This is a genomic window from Phaeobacter italicus, from assembly GCF_019801785.1.
GTDB lineage: Bacteria > Pseudomonadota > Alphaproteobacteria > Rhodobacterales > Rhodobacteraceae > Phaeobacter > Phaeobacter italicus.
On record NZ_JAHVIJ010000004.1, the window covers coordinates 349,707 to 373,226 of the forward strand.

General features: G+C 58.3%; 20 protein-coding genes and 1 riboswitch. Of the genes, 15 read left to right on the forward strand and 5 right to left on the reverse strand.

Going from position 1 to position 23,520, the window contains the following annotated elements:
* Window positions 1-59 precede the first annotated feature (59 nt).
* The 10 genes from hmgA (at window position 60) to KUV39_RS12070 (ending at window position 10,969) form a co-directional block, all read left to right on the forward strand.
* Window positions 60-1,421, forward strand: coding sequence for a homogentisate 1,2-dioxygenase (hmgA, locus tag KUV39_RS12025; protein WP_046211593.1), 1,362 nt, complete (start codon window positions 60-62; stop codon window positions 1,419-1,421).
* Window positions 1,422-1,528: 107 nt separating this feature from the next.
* Window positions 1,529-2,785, forward strand: coding sequence for a fumarylacetoacetase (fahA, locus tag KUV39_RS12030; RefSeq protein ID WP_222459857.1), 1,257 nt, complete (start codon window positions 1,529-1,531; stop codon window positions 2,783-2,785).
* An 84-nt stretch (window positions 2,786-2,869) separates the two neighbouring features.
* Window positions 2,870-3,820, forward strand: a complete 951-nt coding sequence (locus KUV39_RS12035) for an MBL fold metallo-hydrolase (RefSeq protein WP_046211594.1) — start codon at window positions 2,870-2,872, stop codon at window positions 3,818-3,820.
* 150 nt (window positions 3,821-3,970) lie between these two features.
* Window positions 3,971-5,590: an FAD-dependent oxidoreductase gene (locus tag KUV39_RS12040; protein WP_222459858.1), complete on the forward strand. Its 1,620-nt coding sequence runs from the start codon at window positions 3,971-3,973 to the stop codon at window positions 5,588-5,590.
* Window positions 5,587-5,796 carry a DUF2783 domain-containing protein gene (locus tag KUV39_RS12045; protein WP_222459859.1) on the forward strand — a complete coding sequence of 70 codons (210 nt, stop codon included), beginning with the start codon at window positions 5,587-5,589 and terminating at the stop codon, window positions 5,794-5,796. Before KUV39_RS12040 ends, KUV39_RS12045 begins: the two co-directional genes overlap by 4 nt.
* Window positions 5,797-5,801: 5 nt before the next feature.
* Window positions 5,802-6,344 carry a VOC family protein gene (locus KUV39_RS12050; protein ID WP_046211597.1) on the forward strand — a complete coding sequence of 181 codons (543 nt, stop codon included), beginning with the start codon at window positions 5,802-5,804 and terminating at the stop codon, window positions 6,342-6,344.
* A 67-nt stretch (window positions 6,345-6,411) separates the two neighbouring features.
* A complete protein-coding gene (gene maiA, locus KUV39_RS12055; RefSeq protein ID WP_222459860.1) occupies window positions 6,412-7,053 on the forward strand; it encodes a maleylacetoacetate isomerase in 642 nt (213 codons plus the stop codon).
* Between the two features lie 19 nt (window positions 7,054-7,072).
* On the forward strand, window positions 7,073-7,771 hold the full coding sequence (locus KUV39_RS12060) for an NnrU family protein (protein ID WP_222459861.1): 699 nt from the start codon (window positions 7,073-7,075) through the stop codon (window positions 7,769-7,771).
* A 92-nt stretch (window positions 7,772-7,863) separates the two neighbouring features.
* A complete protein-coding gene (gene hemN, locus KUV39_RS12065) occupies window positions 7,864-9,219 on the forward strand; it encodes an oxygen-independent coproporphyrinogen III oxidase (protein WP_222459862.1) in 1,356 nt (451 codons plus the stop codon).
* Between the two features lie 199 nt (window positions 9,220-9,418).
* Complete coding sequence (locus KUV39_RS12070) at window positions 9,419-10,969, forward strand: cryptochrome/photolyase family protein (RefSeq protein ID WP_222459863.1); 1,551 nt, start codon at window positions 9,419-9,421, stop codon at window positions 10,967-10,969.
* On the opposite strand, the gene KUV39_RS12075 is transcribed toward KUV39_RS12070, so the two are convergent.
* The 5 genes from KUV39_RS12075 to KUV39_RS12095 form a co-directional block, all read right to left on the reverse strand.
* Window positions 10,970-12,169: an FAD-binding domain-containing protein gene (locus KUV39_RS12075; RefSeq protein ID WP_222459864.1), complete on the reverse strand. Its 1,200-nt coding sequence runs from the start codon at window positions 12,167-12,169 to the stop codon at window positions 10,970-10,972. It abuts the gene before it with no gap.
* On the reverse strand, window positions 12,169-12,306 hold the full coding sequence (locus KUV39_RS12080; protein ID WP_008560759.1) for a DUF2256 domain-containing protein: 138 nt from the start codon (window positions 12,304-12,306) through the stop codon (window positions 12,169-12,171). The genes KUV39_RS12075 and KUV39_RS12080 overlap by 1 nt, the downstream gene beginning before the upstream one ends.
* A 24-nt stretch (window positions 12,307-12,330) precedes the next feature.
* Window positions 12,331-12,852, reverse strand: a complete 522-nt coding sequence (locus KUV39_RS12085; protein WP_222459865.1) for a glutathione peroxidase — start codon at window positions 12,850-12,852, stop codon at window positions 12,331-12,333.
* 127 nt (window positions 12,853-12,979) lie between these two features.
* Complete coding sequence (locus KUV39_RS12090) at window positions 12,980-14,056, reverse strand: FAD-binding oxidoreductase (RefSeq protein WP_008560746.1); 1,077 nt, start codon at window positions 14,054-14,056, stop codon at window positions 12,980-12,982.
* A 4-nt stretch (window positions 14,057-14,060) separates the two neighbouring features.
* Entirely contained in the window at window positions 14,061-15,287 is a 1,227-nt protein-coding gene (locus tag KUV39_RS12095; RefSeq protein ID WP_222459866.1) for an aromatic ring-hydroxylating oxygenase subunit alpha, read from the reverse strand.
* Window positions 15,288-15,404: 117 nt separating this feature from the next.
* Window positions 15,405-15,612: riboswitch (cobalamin riboswitch) on the reverse strand.
* Window positions 15,613-15,895: 283 nt separating this feature from the next.
* Here KUV39_RS12095 and KUV39_RS12100 point away from each other — a divergent pair.
* The 5 genes from KUV39_RS12100 to KUV39_RS12120 all read left to right on the forward strand — a co-directional run bounded on the left by KUV39_RS12100 (window position 15,896) and on the right by KUV39_RS12120 (window position 23,471).
* The gene (locus tag KUV39_RS12100) at window positions 15,896-16,390 is read left to right on the forward strand and encodes a hypothetical protein (protein WP_222459867.1); all 495 of its coding nucleotides are present in this window, start codon (window positions 15,896-15,898) and stop codon (window positions 16,388-16,390) included.
* A 181-nt stretch (window positions 16,391-16,571) separates the two neighbouring features.
* The gene (katG, locus tag KUV39_RS12105) at window positions 16,572-18,752 is read left to right on the forward strand and encodes a catalase/peroxidase HPI (RefSeq protein ID WP_222459868.1); all 2,181 of its coding nucleotides are present in this window, start codon (window positions 16,572-16,574) and stop codon (window positions 18,750-18,752) included.
* A 265-nt stretch (window positions 18,753-19,017) separates the two neighbouring features.
* Complete coding sequence (locus KUV39_RS12110) at window positions 19,018-20,442, forward strand: cytochrome ubiquinol oxidase subunit I (RefSeq protein WP_222459869.1); 1,425 nt, start codon at window positions 19,018-19,020, stop codon at window positions 20,440-20,442.
* 6 nt (window positions 20,443-20,448) lie between these two features.
* Window positions 20,449-21,459 (forward strand): cytochrome d ubiquinol oxidase subunit II, encoded by a 1,011-nt coding sequence (locus KUV39_RS12115; protein WP_008559668.1) that lies wholly within the window; start codon window positions 20,449-20,451, stop codon window positions 21,457-21,459.
* Window positions 21,460-21,587: 128 nt separating this feature from the next.
* Window positions 21,588-23,471 carry a methyl-accepting chemotaxis protein gene (locus tag KUV39_RS12120; protein ID WP_222459870.1) on the forward strand — a complete coding sequence of 628 codons (1,884 nt, stop codon included), beginning with the start codon at window positions 21,588-21,590 and terminating at the stop codon, window positions 23,469-23,471.
* Window positions 23,472-23,520 lie beyond the last annotated feature (49 nt).

The window sequence follows — 23,520 nt, forward strand, 5'->3', positions numbered from 1 at the left end:
GCCTTGTTAGTTACAAAATCAACTATTACCGAAACTGAGAACATGAAAAGGAGCGCGCCATGAATCGCAAAGTCGATGCCCACGAAATGATCCAGGCCCCGTCCCTCGCCGGGCCCCACGAGGGGTATATGCCCGGATTCGGCAATGACTTTGAGACCGAAGCTCTGCCAGGCGCACTGCCACAAGGCATGAACAGCCCGCAGAAATGCAACTATGGCCTTTACGGTGAGCAGCTGAGCGGCACCGCCTTTACCGCACCAAGCCATCAGAATGAACGCACCTGGTGCTATCGAATCCGCCCTTCGGTCAAACACTCCCACCGCTATACCAAAATCGACCTGCCCTATTGGAAGTCCGCTCCAAACGTGGATCCCGATGTAATCAGCCTGGGTCAATATCGGTGGGATCCCGTGCCACATGGTGCAGAGGGGCTGACCTGGCTCACCGGCATGCGCACGATGACAACCGCAGGTGACGTGAACACGCAGGTCGGAATGGCAAGCCATATCTACCTCGTCACGGAATCAATGGTGGACAGCTATTTCTACTCTGCGGATTCCGAACTGTTGGTCGTCCCCCAGGAGGGCCGTCTGCGATTTGCAACGGAACTTGGGATTATCGACCTGGAGCCACAGGAAATCGCGATCATCCCTCGCGGTCTGGTTTACCGGGTGGAAGTCCTGGAAGGGCCTTGTCGTGGCTTTGTCTGCGAAAACTACGGCCAGAAATTCGAACTGCCGGGCCGCGGCCCCATTGGCGCCAACTGCATGGCAAACCCGCGCGACTTCAAGGCGCCTGTGGCGGCCTTCGAGGACCGCGAGACGCCCTCGACCGTGACCATCAAATGGTGCGGCCAGTTCCACGAGACCCAGATCGGCCACTCGCCGCTTGATGTGGTTGCCTGGCACGGGAATTATGCCCCTGTGAAATATGATCTGCGCACCTATTGCCCGGTTGGTGCGATCCTGTTCGACCACCCGGATCCATCAATCTTTACCGTGCTGACAGCGCCCTCGGGCCAGCCCGGCACCGCAAACATCGATTTCGTTCTGTTCCGTGAGCGTTGGATGGTGGCAGAGGACACGTTCCGCCCGCCCTGGTATCACAAGAACATCATGTCCGAGCTGATGGGCAATATTTATGGCCAATACGACGCCAAGCCGAAGGGCTTTGTTCCCGGCGGTGTCAGCCTCCACAACATGATGCTGCCCCACGGTCCCGACAAGAACGCCTTTGAAGGCGCCTCCAACGCCGACCTTGGGCCAGAGAAGCTGGACAACACCATGTCCTTCATGTTCGAGACCCGCTTCCCGCAGCACCTGACTGCATTCGCCGCAAATGAGGCACCGCTGCAGGATGACTACATCGATTGCTGGGCAGATATCGAAAAGAAATTCGACGGCACCCCGGGCAAGAAATAGTCCAGCGGGGGGCGCTGCCCCCTCTGCGGCCTGCGGGCCGCATTCACCCCCGGAGTATTTCGGGAAAGATGACGAGAGCAGCGGCTCTCAAACGTAAAGGATCACCTATGCCTTTGATGAAATCCTGGGTCACTTCCGCCAATAGCGCGACCCACCCGTTCCCGCTGAACAACCTTCCCTACGGCGTTTTTTCCGTAGATGGCGACGAGCCCCGCTGTGGCGTGGCAATTGGCGACATGATCGTGGACATGCAGGCCGCAGAGGAAGCAGGCCTTGTCCAGCTGACGGACATGCCGCTGTTTGATGTGCCTTATTGGAACGATCTGATGGAACAGGGCCCGGCTGTCTGGACCGCTCTGCGCGAGCGGCTGACATCCCTTCTGGCCGAGGGGGCCCCTGAACAGGACAAGGTCGAGCCACTGTTGGTGCCCGCCTCCACCGCAGAACTGCACATGCCGTTTGCAGTGAGCGAATACACCGATTTCTATGCTGGCAAAAACCATGCCTTTAACGTCGGTACGATGTTCCGTGGGCCGGAAAATGCATTGCCCCCCAACTGGCTGCATATTCCGATCGGCTACAACGGGCGCGCCTCTTCCGTTGTGGTGTCCGGCACCGATGTCCGTCGCCCCTGGGGACAATTGAAAGGCCCCAACGATGACGCGCCCCGCTGGGCGCCCTGTGCCCGGTTCGATATCGAACTCGAACTGGGGGCGATTGTTGGTACATCTTCGGAAGGGCCGATTACGGTGCAGCAGGCGGATGACCATATCTTTGGCTATGTGCTGTTGAACGACTGGTCCGCGCGCGACATCCAGGCCTGGGAATACCAGCCGCTCGGCCCGTTTCAGGCCAAGGCGACAGCCACCTCAATCTCGCCCTGGATCGTGACCAAACCCGCACTGCATCCGTTCCGCTGCGACACGCCGGAACGCGAGGTAGAGCTTCTGGACCACCTGAAGGACTGCGGGCCGATGCTTTATGATATCGACCTTGAGGTCACCATGGCCCCGGAGGGCAAAGAGCCCACGACCATTGCACGGACGAACTACAAGGAAATGTACTACTCCGCTGCGCAGCAGCTGGCGCATCACTCCACATCCGGCTGCCCGATGAATGCAGGCGATCTCTTGGGATCAGGCACCATTTCAGGCCCTACCAAGGAAAGCCGTGGCTCGCTTTTGGAGCTGAGCTGGGGCGGCAAGGAGCCACTGACCCTGGACACCGGCGAAGAACGCTCCTTCATCGCGGATGGTGACACGCTGACCCTGAAGGGCGCAGCCAAGGGCAAGGGTTATACGATCGGTTTTGGTGACTGTACCGGCACCGTTCTGCCCGCGCTCAACGATCCGTTCCAGAGGTAAGCCACGCTTTTCCTCTCGCCTCAAATATCCCCGCCGGAGGCTCCCGCACTTGCCTCCTGCGCACCGCTCAAAAGGACCGAACACATGGCTAAGGCATTCGCATCCCAAGGGGACATGACCGAAAAGAAAATCACCTTCGACGAGATCGGTGAGGGGCTTTATGCCTTCACCGCCGAAGGTGACCCGAACTCTGGCGTGATCATCGGCGACGACAGCGTGATGATCGTCGAAGCGCAGGCCACCCCGCGTCTGGCCAACAAGGTGATCGAATGCGTCCGCTCGGTGACAGACAAGCCGATCACCCATGTGGTGCTGACCCATTATCACGCTGTCCGCGTCCTGGGGGCCTCTGCCTTTGGTGCGGGCCAGGTGATCATGTCGGACAAGGCGCGTTCAATGGTTGTGGAGCGCGGTCAAGAGGACTGGGACAGTGAATTCCAACGCTTCCCACGCCTGTTCGAAGGCCACGAGAGCATTCCGGGCCTGACTTGGCCCACAACCACGTTTGGCGACTCGATGACCGTCTACCTCGGCAATCGACGTGTCGACATCAAACATCTGGGACGGGCGCATACCGCAGGTGACGCCGTAATCCATGTCCCCGATCAGAACGTCATGTTCACCGGCGACATCGTGGAATACCACTCTGCTTGCTATTGCGGTGACGGTCATTTCAGCGACTGGGGCCAGACATTGGACAACATCAAGGCCTATGATGTGGACGCCATTGCGCCGGGTCGGGGTGACGCCCTGGTTGGCAAGGAGATGGTCAACGCGGCCATCGAAAACACCCGCGATTTCGTCGAAAGCACCTATCGTCCTGCGGCCAAGGTTGCGGCCCGCAATGGCTCCTTGAAGGAGGCATGGGATGCGGTGCGCGCGGAATGTGATCCAAAGTTCGCAGACTATGCGATTTACGAGCATTGCCTGCCTTTCAACGTCGCCCGCGCCTATGACGAAGCCCGTGGCATCGACACCCCGCGGATCTGGACTGCGCAACGCGATCTGGAAATGTGGGAGGCCCTACAGGGCTGAGCCCGGGGCAATTTTGCGACCGGGGCGGTTTGATTCAGATCGTGTCGCCCCGGAACAACCTATGAAATGCTTGATCAGATCCCCGACACATCCATGTCCGGGGCCCGGTTGGGCTGTGCCTGACGGCAGGCAGATTTGGGAGGAGACCAGATGAACAAGATCTTTGAAATTCCCTTGTATTCGTATCAGCGCAGCGACGATCAGGACGCATCTTCACCGGTGCGTCACCCGGTTGTCGTGATCGGTGCTGGTCCTGTTGGCCTCGCTGCCGCCATTGACCTTGCCCAACAGGGTGTTGGCGTCGTGGTTCTGGATGACAATGACAAGGTCAGTTTTGGCTCTCGCGCCATCTGCTTTTCCAAACGGACGCTCGAAATCGCCGACCGGCTTGGTTTGGGTGATCCGCTTGTCGACAAGGGCGTTCAGTGGAACCTGGGCAAGGTGTTCTTTGATGACCGCAAGGTTTACGAGTTCAACCTGCTGCCTGAAGAGGGCCACAAGCGGCCTGCCTTTATCAATCTTCAGCAATATTATTTTGAAGAATACATGGTGCAGCGCGTCCGTGACCTGCAGGAACAGGGCGCGCCAATTGAAATCCGCGGTCGCAACAAGGTTTCGGCTATCGGCACCCATGACGATCACGTCACGCTGGAAATCGACACGCCCGAAGGATCCTACAACCTCGAAGCAGAGTGGCTGATTGCCTGTGATGGTGCAGGCTCACCCACCCGGCAGATGCTCGGGCTCGATTTCGTGGGTCGGGTGTTTGAAGACAACTTCCTGATCGCAGACGTGATCATGGAGGCCGACTTCCCGACTGAGCGGTGGTTCTGGTTTGATCCGCCTTTCAACAAGGGTCAGTCCGCGCTTCTGCACAAGCAGCCCGACGGGGTTTGGCGGATCGACCTGCAACTGGGCTGGGATATCGACAAGGAACGCGAAAAACGGCCCGAAAACGTGATCCCGCGCATCCGGGAAATGCTGGGCGAAGACGTCAAGTTCGAACTGGAATGGGTGTCCATCTACACCTTCCAATGCCGCCGCATGGAGAAATTCCGGCACGGTCGGGTGATCTTTGCGGGCGACGCGGCGCATCAGGTGTCCCCGTTTGGGGCGCGCGGGGCGAATTCTGGCCTGCAGGATACCGATAACCTGTGCTGGAAGCTGAAACTGGTTCTGGATGGGCAGGCCGACGAGAGCCTGCTGGACACATACGACGTCGAACGGATCCACGGAGCAGACGAAAACATTCTGAACTCATCCCGCTCAACCGATTTCATCACACCGAAATCCGAGATGAGCCGGGTCCTGCGGGATGCGGTTCTGGATCTTTCGGAGCAGTATGAATTTGCCCGCCCTCTGGTGAACTCTGGTCGATTGTCACTGCCCTGTACTTACGAGGGGTCCCCATTGAACTCCGCGGATGCCCTGAATGGCCCAGAGCGCAGCGCACCGGGCAGCCCCTGCCCTGATGCACCGCTGGGTGATGGATATCTGCTGCCGCAATTGGCGGATCGGTTCACGTTGCTGACGATCAATGCCGACGCCCCCGACAGTTTTGAGGAAGCAGGCATTACGGTGCATCGCCTCGCGCTATCGACCCAGGACGACAAGACCCGCGCGCTGCGTGAGCGTTATCTGGGCGACAACGACAGCGCCGTCTACCTGATCCGGCCCGACCAGCATGTCGCTGCGCGCCGGCCCTCTTTTGATGACAGTCAATTCCGCGCAGCCCTGCGTCGCGCGATCGGAAAGGAGCATTCGGCATGAACCATCAAGACCAGCTGATACTGACACCGAATATCGACCGTGCAGATGACTTTTATGCAGATCTGCTCTCTGCCCATGAGGGGTTGAGCAAACCGGAAAGCGATGCGTTGAACGCCCGATTGGTGCTGGTGCTTGCTAATCACATTGGCGATCGGGACGTGCTGAAACAGGCCTTGGCTGCGGCCGCGTTCCACAAAGGGGAGTGAAAGCCATGAAAATCGAACAGATCCACCACGTAGCCTATCGCTGCAAGGACGCGAAAGAGACCGTCCAGTGGTACAACAAGATGCTGAACATGGATTTTGTCCTGGCCATTGCCGAAGATCATGTTCCATCTACCCATGAACCTGATCCCTACATGCACATCTTCATGGATGCGGGGAATGGGAACGTCCTGGCCTTTTTCGAACTGCCGACCAAGCCGGAGATGGACCGTGATCGCAACACCCCAATCTGGGTGCAGCACATCGCCTTCAAGGTGAAGGATCGCGCCACCCTGATTGAGTTCAAGGACCACCTGGAAGCCAATGGTGTTGAAGTTCTGGGTGTCACCGATCACTCGATCTTCCACTCCATTTACTTCTTCGATCCAAACGGTCACCGGGTCGAACTGGCCTGCCCCGATCCGGAGGAAGAAGCCCTGCTGCAGAAACTGGATGCCGTGAAATGGGAGATGCTGGAAGAATGGTCAAAGACCAAGAAAGCCCCCAAACACGCAGACTGGCTGCACGCCAAAGAACTGCAGAAAACCTGATCCCAGGTCTGTCAGGGGTCGCCGGATCGGACCGGCGACCTCGTTTCTATTAGATGGGGCTGTGGCCATGACTGACGTGACATTGTTCGACTACTGGCGCTCTTCGGCCAGCTACCGGATCCGGATCGCACTGAACCTGGCCGGGATCGACCATGATTGCGTGACCATTGATCTGGTAAAGGGCGAACACCGCAGTCCAGAGCATTTGGCGCGCAATCCGCAAGGATTTGTCCCGGTTTTGGAAATCGATGGTCTGCGGCTGACGCAGTCGCTTGCCATCCTCGACTATCTTGACCAGACCCGCGACTTGGGTCTGTTGCCAAGGGAGCCGGCAGCAAGGGCGCAGGCACAGGCTCTTGCGCATTCCATTGCTGTTGATCTCCACCCGGTATGCAATCTGCAGGTCGCCCGACATGCAACGCTGCTGGCAGACGGTGCAGGAGATATGCCAGGAGACTGGATGCGGCATTTCATCCGACCAGGGCTGCTGGCTTTTGACGCGTTGCTTGGCGCCTATCCGCCTGCGCCCTATTGCATCGGCCACAGCCCCAGTCTCGCAGATATCTGCCTGATGCCGCAGCTTTACAATGCCCGCCGTTGGGGTGTCGATTTCTCTGACATGCCTCGACTGCAGGCGGTTGAAGCAACCTGTGCAGAAAACATGGCCTTTGCACGCGCCCACCCGGATGCAGTACACCCGGCCAGCTGAACACCAAACGGAGCGCAAGATGGTCGGGCAATGGACAGAGTTCGCCGCAGCAATGGCGGTTTTTCTCGCGAGCCACTTCATCCCCCGTCTTGGCCATCTGCGCGAGGGGCTGATCGGGCTTTTGGGGCGACGGCTCTATTTCAGCGCCTACGGTATCCTCTCTATCATCCTGCTTGGCTGGGTGATCCACGCCGCGGCCCAAGCGCCCTATATTGAGGTCTGGGCGCCCGCGAACTGGCAGCGTTGGGTTCCCATGCTGACACTGCCCGCGGTATTTGTTCTGGCTGCAATCGGTATCGGCGTGGAAACACCCTTCACTTTAGGAGGAAGGCGCACCGCATCAGTTAGCCCTGCACCCGAAGGGCGCATTGAACTGAGCCGCCATCCCCTGCTTATAGCTCTGCTTATCTGGACGGCGGCGCATCTTGTGGCCAACGGGGCTTTGGCACATGTGATCATGTTCGGCGTGTTTGCGGGCCTGCCGTTGGTTGCAATTCCGGTTTTTGACGCCAGCGCTCGCAGAGAGCTCGGCCAAGGAGCTGCCGGGCTCTATTTTTCTGGCGCCCCTTTGTTTTCGCTGAAACCACTGATGCAAGGTCCATGGCGCGCCAAACACCTGCGCCCTACGTTGCGCCGCGCCGCGGTTGGCCTTGTGCTCTGGGTTGGCGTCCTGCACTTGCATGAGGCGGTTATTGGCGTCTCGCCTTTCCCGTTTTGACCGGGCTACCCTGGCAGGATTTGATGCGCCAAAAAGTCAGGATTTGATTTGGCGCAAAGTCGCCGCGGCCGGAATCATTCATATCTGCCCGCATGCAACAGATCGAACGCCTTCGCGCGCTGGGACTTTTTGACAGCCGCGTGCCCCGCTACACCTCCTATCCGACTGCACCGGTCTTCAGCGCTGCGACGGACAATGCGTTTCAAGCCCGCGCGCTTGCCTCGCTGGATCCGGCTGTGCCTGTCTCCGTCTATATCCACATTCCGTTCTGTGAGCGGCTTTGCTGGTTCTGTGCCTGCCGGACACAAGGCACGCAGACCCTCAATCCGGTCGAGAATTACATCGCGACAGTTGAACAGGAACTGGCCCTTCTGGCTGAAACCGTGCCTGCAGGTTTGCGCATGGGGCGGCTGCACTGGGGCGGCGGAACACCAACGATCCTGCCCCCTGCCCTGATCCACCGCCTCGCAAAGGCGGTCAAGGCGGCTATTCCTCCCGCTGATGAGTGGGAATTTTCGGTGGAAATCGATCCAACCCTTGTTGATCGCGACAAGATCGCGGCGCTGTCAGCGGAGGGGATGAACCGGGCCAGCATTGGCATTCAGGATTTCGACCCAGAAGTTCAAGCCGCCATCGGACGCACCCAACCCTACGAGGTGACGGCCGCCTGTGTTGCAGATCTGCGCGCCGCCGGCATCCGGTCTCTCAATACCGATCTGGTCTATGGCCTGCCCCATCAGGACGCCGCCCGCATTGCCGATACAGTGGACAAGGTGCTGAGCCTGCGGCCCGACCGTGTGGCGCTGTTTGGCTATGCGCATGTGCCCTGGGTGGCCAAGCGTCAGAAACTGATCGACGAAGCCGCTCTGCCAGGGGACGAAGAGCGTTTCACCCTGGCCGAAATCGCTGCCGATGGGTTTCGCTCGGCCGGGTTTGCTCCAATCGGGATTGACCATTTTGCACTGCCCGGAGACGGCTTGGAACAGGCGCTGCAGACCGGTCACCTGCGCCGCAATTTTCAGGGCTACACCGACGATCATTGCCCGACTTTGATTGGGGTCGGCGCCTCGTCGATCTCGCGGTTCGCCGATGGCTACGTGCAAAACGCCCCGGCAACCGCAGCCTATGTACAGCGGATCGAAGCAGGTGAATTCTCAGGAACCCGCGGTCATGAACTGACCCAGATGGACCGCTTGCGCGGCCGGGCTATCGAAATGCTGATGTGTGATTTCGTGCTGGACCGAAAGGAACTCGCCAGCCGGTTCGGTGCTCTTGCCGCACAACTCAACAGTGACATCGCCGAGGTCGCCGAGACTTATGGTGATCTGGTCACGCTGGACGAAGACAGCCTGTGCATTCTCCCTGCCGGGCGGCCGTTGACGCGGATCATTGCCAGCGTGTTTGATGCCCACAAACCTGACGGTGTTCGTTATAGCCAGGCCTCCTGACGCGCTCAGGGCCCAGCCAGACTGACAGGATGTGACGGCATCTGGCCGCTGCTGGAAGAGGAGCCAGCGGCGGCCATTTTGCATTTCAGACCCTAAACCAGTGATTTTCGCGCAGGTGACACGCCCCTGTTGCCTCCCAATCTTGCTGTCCTACCTCCCACCAGCAGGAGAGACAGAAACAAGAGCGATCCGCATAGATATGAGCGACCAGACACCTTCACAGGCCTCACCAGGCAATATCATCCTCATTCTGGGCGATCAGCTTTCGCCAGACCTGCCCTCTCTGAAACAGGGGAATCCTGAACGGGATCGTGTCTTGATGGCCGAAGTTGCGGATGAGGCCTGCTACGTCCCGCACCACAAGAAAAAGCTCGCCTTTGTCTTTGCCGCAATGCGCCATTTCGCAGACGAGCTACGCGAGAATGGCTGGTCCGTCACTTATGTGCGGTTGGATGACAGCGACAACAGCGGGAGCCTGCCAACGGAACTTGACCGGATGCTGAGCGAGACACCGGACTGTTCGGTTCTGATGACAGAACCCGCCGAGTACAGACTACGGACTGCGCTCACATCGTGGGCAGAGCAGCGCGAGATTGATCTGACCCTCCTGGAAGATAGCCGCTTCATCGCGACCCACGCCGAATTCCAGGAATGGGCAAAGGGCCGCAAGCAATTGCGGATGGAATATTTCTATCGCGAGATGCGGCGCAAGACCGGGTTGCTGATGCAGGGAGACGAACCCGAAGGCGGGCAGTGGAACTTTGACGCCGAGAACCGAAAGCCCGCGCAGGATGACATATTCATGCCAGGCCCTTTCGAGGTTGAACCCGACGCCATTACCAAAGAGGTCCTTGCCCTCGTTGCCGATCGCTTTTCTGAAAACTTCGGCACGCTGGAACCGTTTTGGTTTGCAACAACCCGGGCTGATGCGCTCCGGGCGCTGGATCACTTCGTTGACCGCGCTTTGGCCAGCTTTGGTGACTATCAGGACGCCATGTTGGAAGGACGCCCCTTTCTCTACCATTCCGTCCTTGCCCAATACATCAACGCGGGCCTTCTGAAGCCGTTGGAAGTCTGCAGGCGGGTGGAGCGTGCCTATTATGACGGCGACGCACCACTGAACGCGGTGGAGGGCTACATCCGGCAGATCATCGGCTGGCGCGAATACGTCCGCGGGATCTATTGGCTCAGAATGCCGGGCTATACGAAGCAGAACTTTCTTGATGCCTCGCGGGAGCTGCCGGATTTCTATTGGACCGGCGAGACGGACATGGCCTGCATGGCTGCAGCCATCGGCCAAACCCGAGACGAAGCCTATGCCCATCATATCCAGAGATTGATGGTGACCGGCAATTTCGCGATGCTGGCGGGTGTTGATCCGCATCAGGTCCACGAATGGTATCTGGCAGTATATGCAGACGCCTATGAATGGGTCGAAGCGCCGAATGTCATCGGCATGAGCCAGTTCGCCGACGGTGGCTTGCTGGGATCAAAGCCTTACGCAGCGAGCGGGAACTACATCAACAAGATGTCAAACCACTGCGCAACCTGTACCTATGACGTCAAGAAAAAGACGGGCCCAAAGGCCTGCCCCTTCAATTCGCTGTACTGGGATTTTCTCCACCGCAACAAGGAAAAGCTGCGGGGCAATCCACGTCTGGGGCAACCTTATAGCACTTGGGGCCGGATGTCGGACGACCGGCAACAAGAGTACCTGGACAGCGCCGCAACCTTCCTGAAGCGGCTCTAATCAAGGGATTTTCAACTGCTCCAACAGCTGGGGTATCTGTTTCTTCAAGGCAAAGAACCCCTTTGACGCATGCGGCCAGATCGCCGCGTCATAGGTCCGTTGAACGAAATGCAACGTAATCCCCTCGCGTGAAAGGGCCTGCCGCAGGTTGGCCAGACGATCTGCATTGGGCCCGACGGGTGCAAACGACGTCACGACATCTCGCACCCCCAGCGATTGCGCGCGCGAGACGATGTCATGTTCTGAACTGAGCGAGGGGCTCTGATCGTCAGCCCAGCGCAACGCAGCGTCGCTCAATGCAGCGTTCCGGAACGACTGTGCAACCCGTCCAGTCGCCAGAGGAGAGCCTCTTTCCGCCGCTCCCAGGACCAATATGTCAGCAGGCGGAGACGACAGAGAGGCCGCAAATTCCAGATCATCCTCTGTCAACAAAAGGAGAAAGGGCGAAGCAGGCAGCGGATCGCCCACTGACAACCCGGTCAAGCGAGGGTGTTCGCATCCCTCTTCCAATGCCGGGGCCTCCTCGCTCAATTGTCCTGCTGGATTGAAACGACCATCCGTAAACTTCGCAATGTTGTCCGCCCGCGCGAGATAGGTTTTGCCCTTGGTGTGCAGCCCGCCCACCCAGCGCCAGCTAAGCGTGTTTGACGCAGGATCACCGTCCATCAAGTGGCGCAGAAAGAAATCCGCCCCGAGCTGCCAAGGCAGACGCAGGGTGAAAATCCAAATGGAGGCAAACCACATTCGCGCATGATTGTGCAGGTATCCCGTCTCAACCAGCTCGCGCGCCCAGTGGTCAAAACAGTCGATACCGGTTCGCCCCTCAACTGCATCCCGGTAGTCGGCAGAGCTGCCATGATGGTCAATCAGGTCCGGCAATGCCTCATGATAGGTGCTCCACACTGTGGGGTGGTGCTGTAGCCATCCCTTGAAGTAGCCACGCCAGAAAACCTCCTGGACGAATTTTTCGCTGTTCTGCAGCGGCCATGAAGACAGCACCTGCTGCAGGATCTCCTGCTCGGTGATCAACCTGTGCCGAACCCAGGGCGACAGGCAAGAAACGGCCGAGGCGTGACGGCCATCATAGTTGCGCAGACGCGCGTAGGTCTGCGCTGCGTGGGGCAGAAAATCCTGAAGGCGCTGCAGACCAGCCCCGCGTGTCGGCTGCCACGTAAAGGCGTTTTGGTGCTCTCCATCCATCACGAGGCCCTCCGGCAGCGTTGCGAGCAGTAGCGTACGTCATTCCAGACCTTTTCCCATTTCTTGCGCCAGCTGAACGGCCGACCACAGGTCGCGCAGATCTTCTGCGGCAGATCAGACTTTCGTTTCATCTTCATCTTAGACCTCCTGCCCAAGCGGTTTCAGTTCAGGAACGCATCAATGCGATCGGTGATCTTGGAGGACATGGGCGCGACGCGGGATCCAAAGGTGGCTGCCACCTCTCCGTTTGGATCGATCAGGACCTTGTTGAAATTCCAGCGCGGCACAAACCCTGTTTCGGCCTTCAGCGACGCATAAAACGGGTGCGCGCCTGCGCCTCGCACCTTGGTGATCGAGGTCATTGGATGATCCAGACCAAACTGGACCTCACAAAACGCCTTCACCTCTGCCTCTGTCGCGAGCTCTTGGTTGAAGTCATCCGCGGGGACAGACACCACCACCAACCCCTGGTCTCGGTAGCGATCATAAAGCGCCTGCAGATCCGCGTATTGCCGCGTGAAGGCACATTGCGATGCAGTGTTCACAACAAGGATGGGCCGCCCTGCCCAATCATCCAGCCGCAATTCACCGCCGTCGATTGAAAGAAATGGCGCCGACAGATCGACGGCCTGTACCGGGGTGCCAAAGACGGCAAACAACACTGCATAGATGAACTGACGCATATGACCTCGCACGTTTTATTTTGGTACGCACGCAGGCCGGGAACAGATCAATGACGCCGATGGGTAAAGAAAAGGCCGGGGAAAACCCCGGCCAGTAAGAGTGTACGAAAATCGGTAAATTGGCTGGTCACACCTCGACTTCGACCTTGCCGATCGGATGAGAGCAGCAGGCGAGGATATAGCCGTCCGCGACGTCGTCATCCGAAATCCCGCCATTGTGGACCATGTGCACCTCGCCCGAGGTTTTGCGCACTTTACACGTGCCGCAGACACCAAAGGTACAGCCCGACGGGATATTAAGCCCTGCCGCCTTGGCCGCCGCCAGAACGGTGTCCGTCTCAGCGCATTTGTGGCTGATGCCGGATTGGGCAAAATGGATTTCAGAGGTGCTGTCTTCTTCAAGAACGACATCATCCAACTCGGGCAGATCGCTCTCGCTTTCGACTGGAGCGTGAAAGCTCTCCTGGTGATAGCGATCCATATCAAAGCCAAGCCCGGCCAATGCCTCGCGGACCGCCTGCATGAACGGCTCCGGTCCACAACAATAGACCTCACGCTCCAAATAATCCGGCGCCATCAGACCCAGCATCAGCTGGTTAAACATGCCCTGGTAACCTGTCCACGGGCGGTAGGGGTCCGGTTCTTCGACAACAAACTTCAGGTCAAGCCCCGGCGTGCGGCTGGCCATATTTTCCAGTCTCTGCCGAAACAGGATTTCGGACGGGCGTTTTGCGCAGTTGATAAAGACGACATCGAGGGCCTGCCCCTCATCCCACATGCAGGTGGTCATCGACATCATCGGCGTTATGCCGGACCCCGCAGAGATGAAGAGGTATTTGTTCGCCGTGCTGTCAGCATTGGTGAACAATCCCGCCGGCCCAAAGGCCCGCAGCCGCGAGCCCGGCTTTAGGTTATCAAGCATCCAGCGGGTGCCGATGCTGTCAGCCTGCGCTTTGGCCGTGATGGTGATCGAACGCGGCCGCGACGGCGATGAGGAGATCGTATAGGTCCGATGCACCGTCCCGCTTTCCGCCGGGATTTCTAGCGTCAGGAACTGCCCCGGTTTGTAATCGAACAACGCGCCAGACGGGGCACAGAATGTGAACGACGCCGTATTTGGCATTTCCGGAACGATAGAGACACATTCCAGCATCTCACTGTCCTGCCAGACCGCAGCCCGAGCCGGTTGGGAAATTGCGTTCATGGGTTCACTCCGCCGCCATAGGTGTCTGGCCAACAGAGGCCCCGAGGGTGTCGCAGTACCAGTCCACGAATTGGATCACTCCGCTCTCCTGCGTGGGAGAGTACGGCCCCGGCTGATAAGCGGGCGAATTGATACCATGCTGATTGTCTTCCACGACTCGGCGGTCCTCGTCATTGGTGGCGACCCAAACCTCGGTGAGGCGCTTGAGATCGTAGTCCACGCCTTCAACGGCATCCTTGTTCACAAGCCATTTGGTGGTGACTTCGGTTTCCGTTGGGCTGATCGGTGTCACCCGGAACACAATGGAGTGGTCAGCAAGGAAATGGTTCCAGGTGGTCGGATAGTGGAACTTCAGCAGCGTACCGGCATCCGCAAACGGGGCCCGGCCCAGCCAACGCGACACTGCGGACTTGCCATCAAGGGTATAGCTTTCGGCCCCTTCGTTCAGCGGCATCCGCGCCAGACGATATTGACCATCTCCATGCAGATAGAAGGCCGAAGGAAGACCAGCGGCTTCACAACGATCGAAGTGCGCTTGCAGTTTTGCCGGTGTTTCGCCCCCCTCGATGCCTGTGACAGACGGGTCATCCGGGAAGGTACGGCAGAGGGAGGGGTGGTTGCCGCCACAGTGATAGCACTCGCGGTTGTTTTCCCACACGAGCTTCCAGTTGCCGTTTTCAATGATGGAGCTTTCAAACGCGACCTTGGCATTTGCCAGATCATGCGGCTCCAGGTAGGGGCGCGCGATATTGGCAAAGGTGTCAAAGTCCGGAGCCTCATCTGCAAGGCAGATGTAAACCAAGCCCGCGAGCTCGCGACAATGCACCGTTTTCAGCCCATGATCCGCCGGGACAAAATCCGGCCCCATGTCACGCGCCCACAAAAGCGAGCCATCAAGTTCATAGGTCCACTGGTGGTAGGGGCAAACGAGTTTGGGAGAGTTACCCTTGGCCGCCGTGCACAAGACCGATCCGCGATGGCGGCAGGTGTTGTGGAAGGCTCGGATCACATTGTCTGCCCCACGCACAATCACCACGCCGTATGCGCCAACCTTGTGAGTGACATAGCTGCCGGGCTTTTCCAGTTCGCAGGCGGGAATGGCAAACAGCCACTGGCGATAATGGATCGCCTCAAGATCAGCAGCAAAAACTGCCGGATCGCTATAGAACGCCTGCTCCAAGGCATGACCGGGGCGACGGCGGGCCAACAATTCCCGGATAAATTCACTCATTCTGGCTCTCCTGCCGCACAGGCGGCGATGCTGGAGCGGGCACAGGGCATGGGGCAACCATCGGGTGCCGCCAGAGAGAGGAGCCACACCCGTTCGATCGCCCACACCGCCACCCGCGGTTTGACGTAGTGCAGGGCTGGTTTCCGGACTTCGAAGGGGCATGGCCAAGCTGCGACGCCTTCCCGGGAACCTCTTTTCCCAGTGGCCTGAATTTGTCGCAGTGCGTCCTTCGCTACCGTTGCGGGGGCAGTGCCGGGCTTTGACCGGCTTCCCAATTATCCGAACCTGCAACCACAGATCCGGCACCTTGCGCCGCCAGCATTAGAAGATTCCCCAAGCGGTGAATTTCAGTTTGCGACACCTGCAGCGCTGGAAAAGACCTCTTAAAAATAGGGATTGGCAGGCCATTTCGCGAATTCACCAATAGGTGTCGCTATTCGTCAACGCTCTGTTTTTTGTATGCTTTGGTGTGCTGGAAACGCTCTGGCAAACTGTCAAGTGAGCAAATCCAGCCGCTTTTCCCACCAAGGTTTGTTTGCCCGTGCCACACCCGGCGCGGTAGCCTCTGACAGCATTTCATATGACGTATTGAGTTGAGGAAGTTTCCGATGTTTCACACCTCGCGCGCCCACCAGTTGGCTCTCGCATTCCCATTGATCATTATGGCAACCAGCAGCAACGCTGGCGACTTTTGCGAAAGGGACCGCAGCACATTGTTCACCTGCACCTTCAAGGGCGCTCAAAAGAGTGTTGAGGTCTGCGATGCTACCTGGCTCGCCGGAGATATGGCGACCTACGGTTTCCTTGGCGCCACCGGGACTGTCGAAAAGGAAATCGTCACCGACAAGGCGTCGCTGAGCTATATGCCGTGGAACGGCATTGGCAACTACATCAGTGAATCCGTCACCTTTTTCACAGATGACGGATACGGGTACGAAGTGTTCTGGACAGCCGAACGTGGCGAGGGTTCGACGGAAGATGGCGGCATCAACGTCCTGAAGGACGGCGCGGTCATCGCATCCCTGCAATGTGATACAGGCAGTGTCCGCCAGGATCTTGCCGCCCTGATCGACATGATCGACACCGCGCAACTTTCCCCTTGAGGGATCAACCGTCTCAGTCGCGCGCGCACTCCCGGATTTATGATAACTTTATCCTATCAAAACTTTTAGAAGACAGAATTGGGATTTATGCAATCCCGGTGCTACTTCAGTGTCATTACCAGGCGTCACCGTCCCCGCACGGGCCGCGCGCAAAGAACACACTAAAGTGGGAGATGATTTCATGGACGGAAACAAGATCGGAGCCTCTGGCGGTTGCCCCGTGATGCACGGCAGCGCAACAGATGCCTCTAACACACCCACCAAATGGTGGCCCAACGCGCTGAATATCGACATTCTCCATCAACACGGCGCCCGCACCAATCCGATGGACGCGGACTATAACCACCGCGAGGCCGTGAAGGCATTGGATTTTGACGCAGTGAAGGCTGATGTCAAAGCCCTGATGACAGAGAGCCAGGACTGGTGGCCCGCAGATTGGGGGCACTACGGTGGCCTGATGATCCGCCTTGCCTGGCATTCGGCCGGGTCCTACCGCATGCAAGACGGCCGTGGCGGCGCCGGATCCGGCAATATCCGCTTTGCGCCTCTGAACTCCTGGCCAGACAACGCCAGCCTCGACAAGGCCCGTCGCCTGCTTTGGCCGGTCAAAAAGAAATACGGCAACGCGCTGTCCTGGGCCGATCTGATCATCCTTGCGGGCAACATGGCCTATGAATCGATGGGCCTGAAGACATTTGGCTTTGGCTTTGGTCGTGAAGACATCTGGGGCCCGGAAAAAGATGTCTATTGGGGATCTGAAGGCGAATGGCTTGCCCCCTCCGAGAACCGTTATGGTGATCTCGAAGACGCATCCACTCTCGAAAATCCGCTTTCGGCGGTTCACATGGGCCTGATCTATGTGAACCCAGAAGGCGTGAACGGTCAGCCCGATCCCGCACGAACCGCGCAGCATGTACGCGAAACCTTTGCCCGTATGGCCATGAACGACGAGGAAACCGCGGCCTTGACCTGCGGTGGCCATACGGTCGGAAAGGCCCATGGCGGGGGCGGTGCTCATGATGAAATCGGCGTAGAGCCGGAAAGCGCCGGGATCGAGGCACAAGGGTTTGGCTGGGCCAATCCCGGTCACGCTGGCAAGGCCAGCAACGCCTTCACCTCTGGCATCGAAGGCGCCTGGACAGCGAACCCAACCCAATGGGACATGGGTTACTTTGACTATCTGTTCAATTACGAGTGGGAGCTGACCAAATCCCCGGCAGGCGCCAACCAGTGGAAGCCCGTGAACATGCCGGAAGAGGCGAAACCCGTCGATGCCTCTGATCCGTCGGTTCGTCGCGAACCCATGATGACGGACGCCGACATGGCGATGAAGGTTGATCCAATCTACAATGAAATCTGCCAGAAGTTCATGGCGGACCCCGAGTATTTCGCCGACACCTTTGCCCGCGCATGGTTCAAGCTGACCCACCGCGACATGGGGCCGAAAGCGAATTACCTGGGGCCCGATGTTCCGGCTGAGGACTTGATCTGGCAGGATCCGATCCCGGCAGGCAGCACCAGCTACGACGTCGAGGCAGTGAAAGCCAAGATCGCGGCAACGGGTCTGAGCAATGCAGAGATGATCGCCACCGCCTGGGACAGTGCCCGTACCTTCCGTGGGTCGGACAAACGCGGCGGCGCGAATGGCGCCCGCATTCGTCTGGCACCGCAACGCGACTGGGACGCAAACGAACCAGAGCGGCTGAACAACGTGCTGGCAGCGCTGGAGCCCATCGCAGCAGAGACCGGCGCATCCATTGCGGACGTGATCGTTATTGCCGGAAACCTGGGTGTAGAATCCACCGCAAAGGCGGCAGGGTTTGACATCTCCGTTCCATTCAGCGCAGGGCGCGGCGACGCAACCGCGGAACAGACCGACGCAGAGAGCTTTGACGTGCTGGAGCCGCTGGCCGATGGGTTCCGGAACTATCAGAAGACCGAATATGCCGTGAAACCCGAAGATATGATGCTGGATCGCGCCCAGCTTCTTGGTTTGACCGCCCAGGAAATGGCGGTCCTTCTGGGAGGTTTGCGTGTCGTCGGTGCCAATCATGGCGGCAACTCGCACGGTGTGTTCACCGATCGCGTGGGACAGCTGACCAATGACTTCTTCGTCAACCTGACGGATATGGCAAATTCTTGGCACCCGGTCGAAGGCGGCACTTATGAGATCCGCGATCGCGCGAGCGGAGCCGTGAAGTGGACAGCAACAAGCGCCGATCTGGTGTTTGGCTCCAACTCCATCCTGCGCGCCTACGCAGAGGTCTACGCACAGGATGACAACCAAGAGAAGTTCGCGCGCGACTTCGCCGCCGCATGGGCAAAGGTCATGAACAACGACCGCTTTGACCTGCAGGCGTGACAGGCGCGAAATAAGAAACCAGATCAAGGGCGCCGAACTGGCGCCCTTTTTCATGTTGGCCCCGTTCGACTGTCGCGCTTTCCGATCGCCTTGCTGCCAAGATCCTGCGTCAATCTGCACAGTGACATCAGGGCCAATGCCGCCGCGCGAATTGCCGCAAGACCCTTAACCCGGCGGCGGCCCGGCATAGATCCTCACCAAACAGATCCTGTTTTCGCCAGGCTGCAAGTCGGCAGAGCGAAGACGCTGACGCAAGGTGTTACACATGGAAGCACTCGACACATTGATCCTGAGCCGTATCCAGTTTGCGGCCAATATCTCGTTCCACATCCTGTTCCCGACGATCACCATCGCACTGGGCTGGGTGCTGTTGTTCTTTCGCATCCGCTTCACTCAGACGGGAGATGACAAATGGATGGCGGCCTATCGGTTCTGGGTAAAGATCTTTGCCCTCAGCTTTGCGATGGGGGTGGTTTCCGGGATCACCATGTCGTTCCAGTTCGGCACAAACTGGCCTGGTTTCATGGAAACCGTCGGCAATATTGCAGGGCCTCTTCTGGCCTATGAGGTGCTGACAGCGTTCTTTCTGGAGGCCGTTTTTGTCGGCATCATGCTGTTTGGCTTTTCGCGGGTCCCACGCTGGCTGCACACGCTGGCAACGGGGTTGGTTGCCTTTGGCACGACCGTTTCGGCCTTTTGGATCATCGTTCTGAATTCCTGGATGCATACCCCTCAGGGATTTGAAATGATTGACGGCGTTGCCCATGCCACAAGCTGGTGGGAGATCATCTTTAATCCCTCCATGCCCTATCGCTTTGCCCATATGCTGATGGCCAGCTTCCTGACCGTTGGCTTCCTGATCGCAGGGGTATCTGCATTCCGATGGGTTCTGGGGGATCGCTCTCGCGAGGTGCGCAGCATGCTCAAGACGGGGGTGCTGATTGGAGCAGTCCTGATCCCGCTGCAGATCCTCGCTGGCGACAAACACGGGCTGAACACGCTGGAATACCAACCCGCCAAGGTCGCGGCGATGGAAGGCAACTGGGACACCCAGCCCAATGTCCCGCTGCTGCTGTTTGCTCTGCCGAACGAAGAAACACGCGAGAACCGTTTCGAGATCGGCATTCCAAATGTCGCCTCGCTTATCCTCACCCATTCCTTTGACGGAGAGGTGCCCGGCCTCAACGACTTTGTTGCAGAGGATGGAACCGCCCTGCACCCACCTGTGCTGCCAGTGTTCTGGTCGTTCAGGGTTATGGTTGGCACCGGTGTTGCCATGCTTCTTTTGTCGTGGAGCGCGGTCTGGTTCATGTGGCGTCGTCGCAACCGGCACCAAGGTCGCAGCAATGCTCACAGGCTCGCTGTTGAAGGCCTGCCAAAGGTGCTGGTGTGGGCGATGGTCCCGATGGCGTTTTCTGGTTGGGTCGCCACCCTTGCGGGGTGGTACACCACCGAAATCGGGCGACAGCCCTGGCTGGTGCAGGGAGTCATGACCACTGAAATGGCCGTGGCCGATGTGCCCTCTCCGATGGTTTTGGGCACGTTGCTGACATACCTGGCGGTCTACGCTGCACTGTTGTCGGCCTATATCGGCGTCATCATCTACATGGCCCGCAAAGCCGCCGCCGGCGAGCCGCAAACACCAAACACACCATTTGCCAATGACAACGTCATGACGGCTGCGGAGTAACCACAAATGCCTGACTTCTCAAACCCGGCAGACTGGCTGCCATGGGCGTTTGCCTCTCTCATGGGGCTGTCCATCCTGATCTACGTCGTTCTTGACGGATTCGACCTTGGGGTTGGTCTGCTCTTTCCGATGGCAGACCGAATTGAACAGGACCGCATGATTGGTTCGATCGGCCCGTTCTGGGACGCCAACGAAACTTGGCTGGTGCTGGCGGTGGGGCTCTTGCTCGTTGCCTTTCCCACTGCGCACGGCGTCATTTTGTCGACACTTTACCTGCCAGTGTTTGTCATGCTGATCGGCCTCATACTGCGCGGGGTTGCTTTTGAGTTCCGCGCAAAGGCGCGAGATCATCACAAGGCGTTGTGGAACCGGCTGTTTTTTGTTGGCTCATTGATGACCGCCCTCTCGCAGGGCTTCATGCTGGGGCTCTACATCATGGGTCTGGAAAAAACCTTGGCGACCTATGCCTTTGCCTGTCTGACAGCAGTTTCTCTTGCTGTTGGCTACAGCTTCATCGGCTCCACCTGGCTGATCCACAAAACAGAAGGCGCGCTGCAATTGAAGGCGGTGACATGGGCACGACGCAGCCTCTGGGGCGCTGTGATCGGGGTTTTTGCCGTCTCCGCGGCGACGCCGCTGGTCAGTGACCGGATCTTTGGCAAGTGGTTTGCCTTTCCCGAAATCCTCTGGCTCGCCCCTCTGCCGCTCTTGTCCGTGTCGGTTCTGGTCCTTCTGTGGCGCCTGCTGCAGCGGATGCCGATGCAGGATGACCGCCAGAACTGGCTGCCGTTTCTGATGTCCACCGCATTGTTCGTCATGGCCTACCTGGGGCTGGCCTACAGCTTTTATCCCTATGTCGTACCAGAGAAGCTGACGATCTATGCCGCAGCGGCGGCACCGGAAAGCCTATGGATCATTCTGGTTGGCGCATTGTGCGTGGTGCCAGTGATCATCGCCTATTCCGTGATGGCCTATTTCATCTTCCGCGGCAAAGCGACGGACCTAAGGTACGAATGAAACACCGACGGCTGCGGAAAATATGCACGTGAAATGCTTCTTTTTTGGTCATTTTCCCATGCCCCTAAGTAATCCTTAGCCATTTTGCGCGATCGTCCCGAAAACCAGTAACCAGGGACAAATGCAAAATGCCAAACTTTCTGTTCAGATTGCCAGCCAGGATCTATGCGATGTCAGGGCTGGCAGTTGTTCTAGCCGTTGCACTGACGTTCATGCTGCTGTCTCAGTCGGTGCAGAACGCCTATGATACGCGCGAGAAAAAGCTGCAGGAATTTGTCGAACTCGCCACGGGCCAGCTGTCTGTACTGCAGGCGCAGGTCGAACAGGGTTCGCTCACTCTTGATGAGGCCAAAACCCTTGGCCGTGAGCGGCTCAACACCATGCGCTACGGCACGGCAGGCTATTACTTTGCCATGGACCTCGATTATATCATGCAGGTTCTGCCGACAAAGCCTGAACTGATCGGCGCCTACCGTCGTGATATCGAGGATGTGAACGGCTTCCGTCTTTATGAGGAAATGGGAAACATCGCGCGCACAACAGGCGACGGTTCCTTGATGTATCATTTCCACAAGCCCGGCACCGATGAGATCGAAGCAAAGATGAGCTATGTCGATCTGTTTGAACCTTGGGGCTGGATCGTCGGAACCGGCGCCTATGTCTCTGACATTGAGGCAGATCTTGCGTCCATGCGGATGCAGGCCCTCGTCATTCTGGCAGTCAGCCTTGGCGTTCTTTTGCTTGCTGCCACAGCAATCACCCGCGGTATCACAGGGCCGGTGAACCGGCTCAAGGCCCGGATGGCGGAACTTGCTGATGGCGATACCGATGGCGATATTCCAGCTACTGACAGCAAGAGCGAGATCGGGGATATGGCCCGCAAGGTTGAGATCTTCCGCGAGTCGTTGATCCGCCAGCAGATGCTGGAGCGCGAACAGCAAACCCGCGAGGCAGAGCAGCTGGAAGTGGTCGAAACACTCAGCAAGCACCTTTCGATGCTTTCACAGGGCGACCTCAGCACGCAGATCACCCGTACCTTCCCCGACGGCTACGAAGGATTGCGAAAGGACTTCAACACATCCGTTGAGAACCTCAATGCGACGGTTTCTCAGGTCGTCTCGTCCGCCGCAAGCATCCGAAACGGCGCGTCGGAGATCAACCAATCCTCCAGCGATCTGTCCAGCCGGACCGAAAGCCAGGCAGCCACCCTTGAAGAAACCGCCGCCGCGCTGGAAGAACTCACTGCAAGCGTGAAATCCGCCGCTGATGGTGCGCGCAGCGCCGAACAGGTGACCCGCGAAGCCCGCGACGAGGCAGAACAAAGCGGCGAGGTCGTTCAAAGTGCCGTAACCGCCATGACCGAAATCGAGAGTTCTTCTGAGAAGATCTCTCAGATCATCGGTGTGATCGACGATATCGCGTTCCAAACCAACCTTTTGGCCCTGAACGCAGGCGTCGAGGCCGCCCGCGCAGGCGAAGCTGGTCGTGGTTTTGCGGTTGTGGCGAGCGAAGTTCGCGGTCTGGCACAACGCTCCTCTGACGCGGCGCTTGAGATCAAGACATTGATCGAAGACAGCTCAAGGCAGGTTGAAAGCGGCGTGCATCTGGTCGGACGTGCCGGAGATGCGCTGACCTCCATCGTTGGGCGGGTCAACCATATCTCCAAGCTGGTCACCGACATCGCAGAAAGCGCCGCGGAGCAATCGACTGGTCTTGGTGAAATCAACACTGGCGTGGTGCAGCTTGATCAGGTGACGCAACAGAACGCGGCAATGGTCGAACAGTCAAATGCCGCGGCTCAACTGCTTGACAACGATGCAGCCAAACTCGCCCAACTGGTGGAACATTTCTCCATCAAGGGCGGGAACGTCACGCCTATGCGCCAACGCGCAGCTGCACCGCCGCCAGCCGCAAACCCCACACCGACAAGCCATGGCGATGACTGGGATGTTCCGACCCCAACCAAGGCTGCAGTCAACACTAGTGCAGCAGGACTTTGGGAAGATTTCTGACCAGAACAGGGCCCGGTCTCATAAGATCGGGCCTGATCCGTTCCTCGCC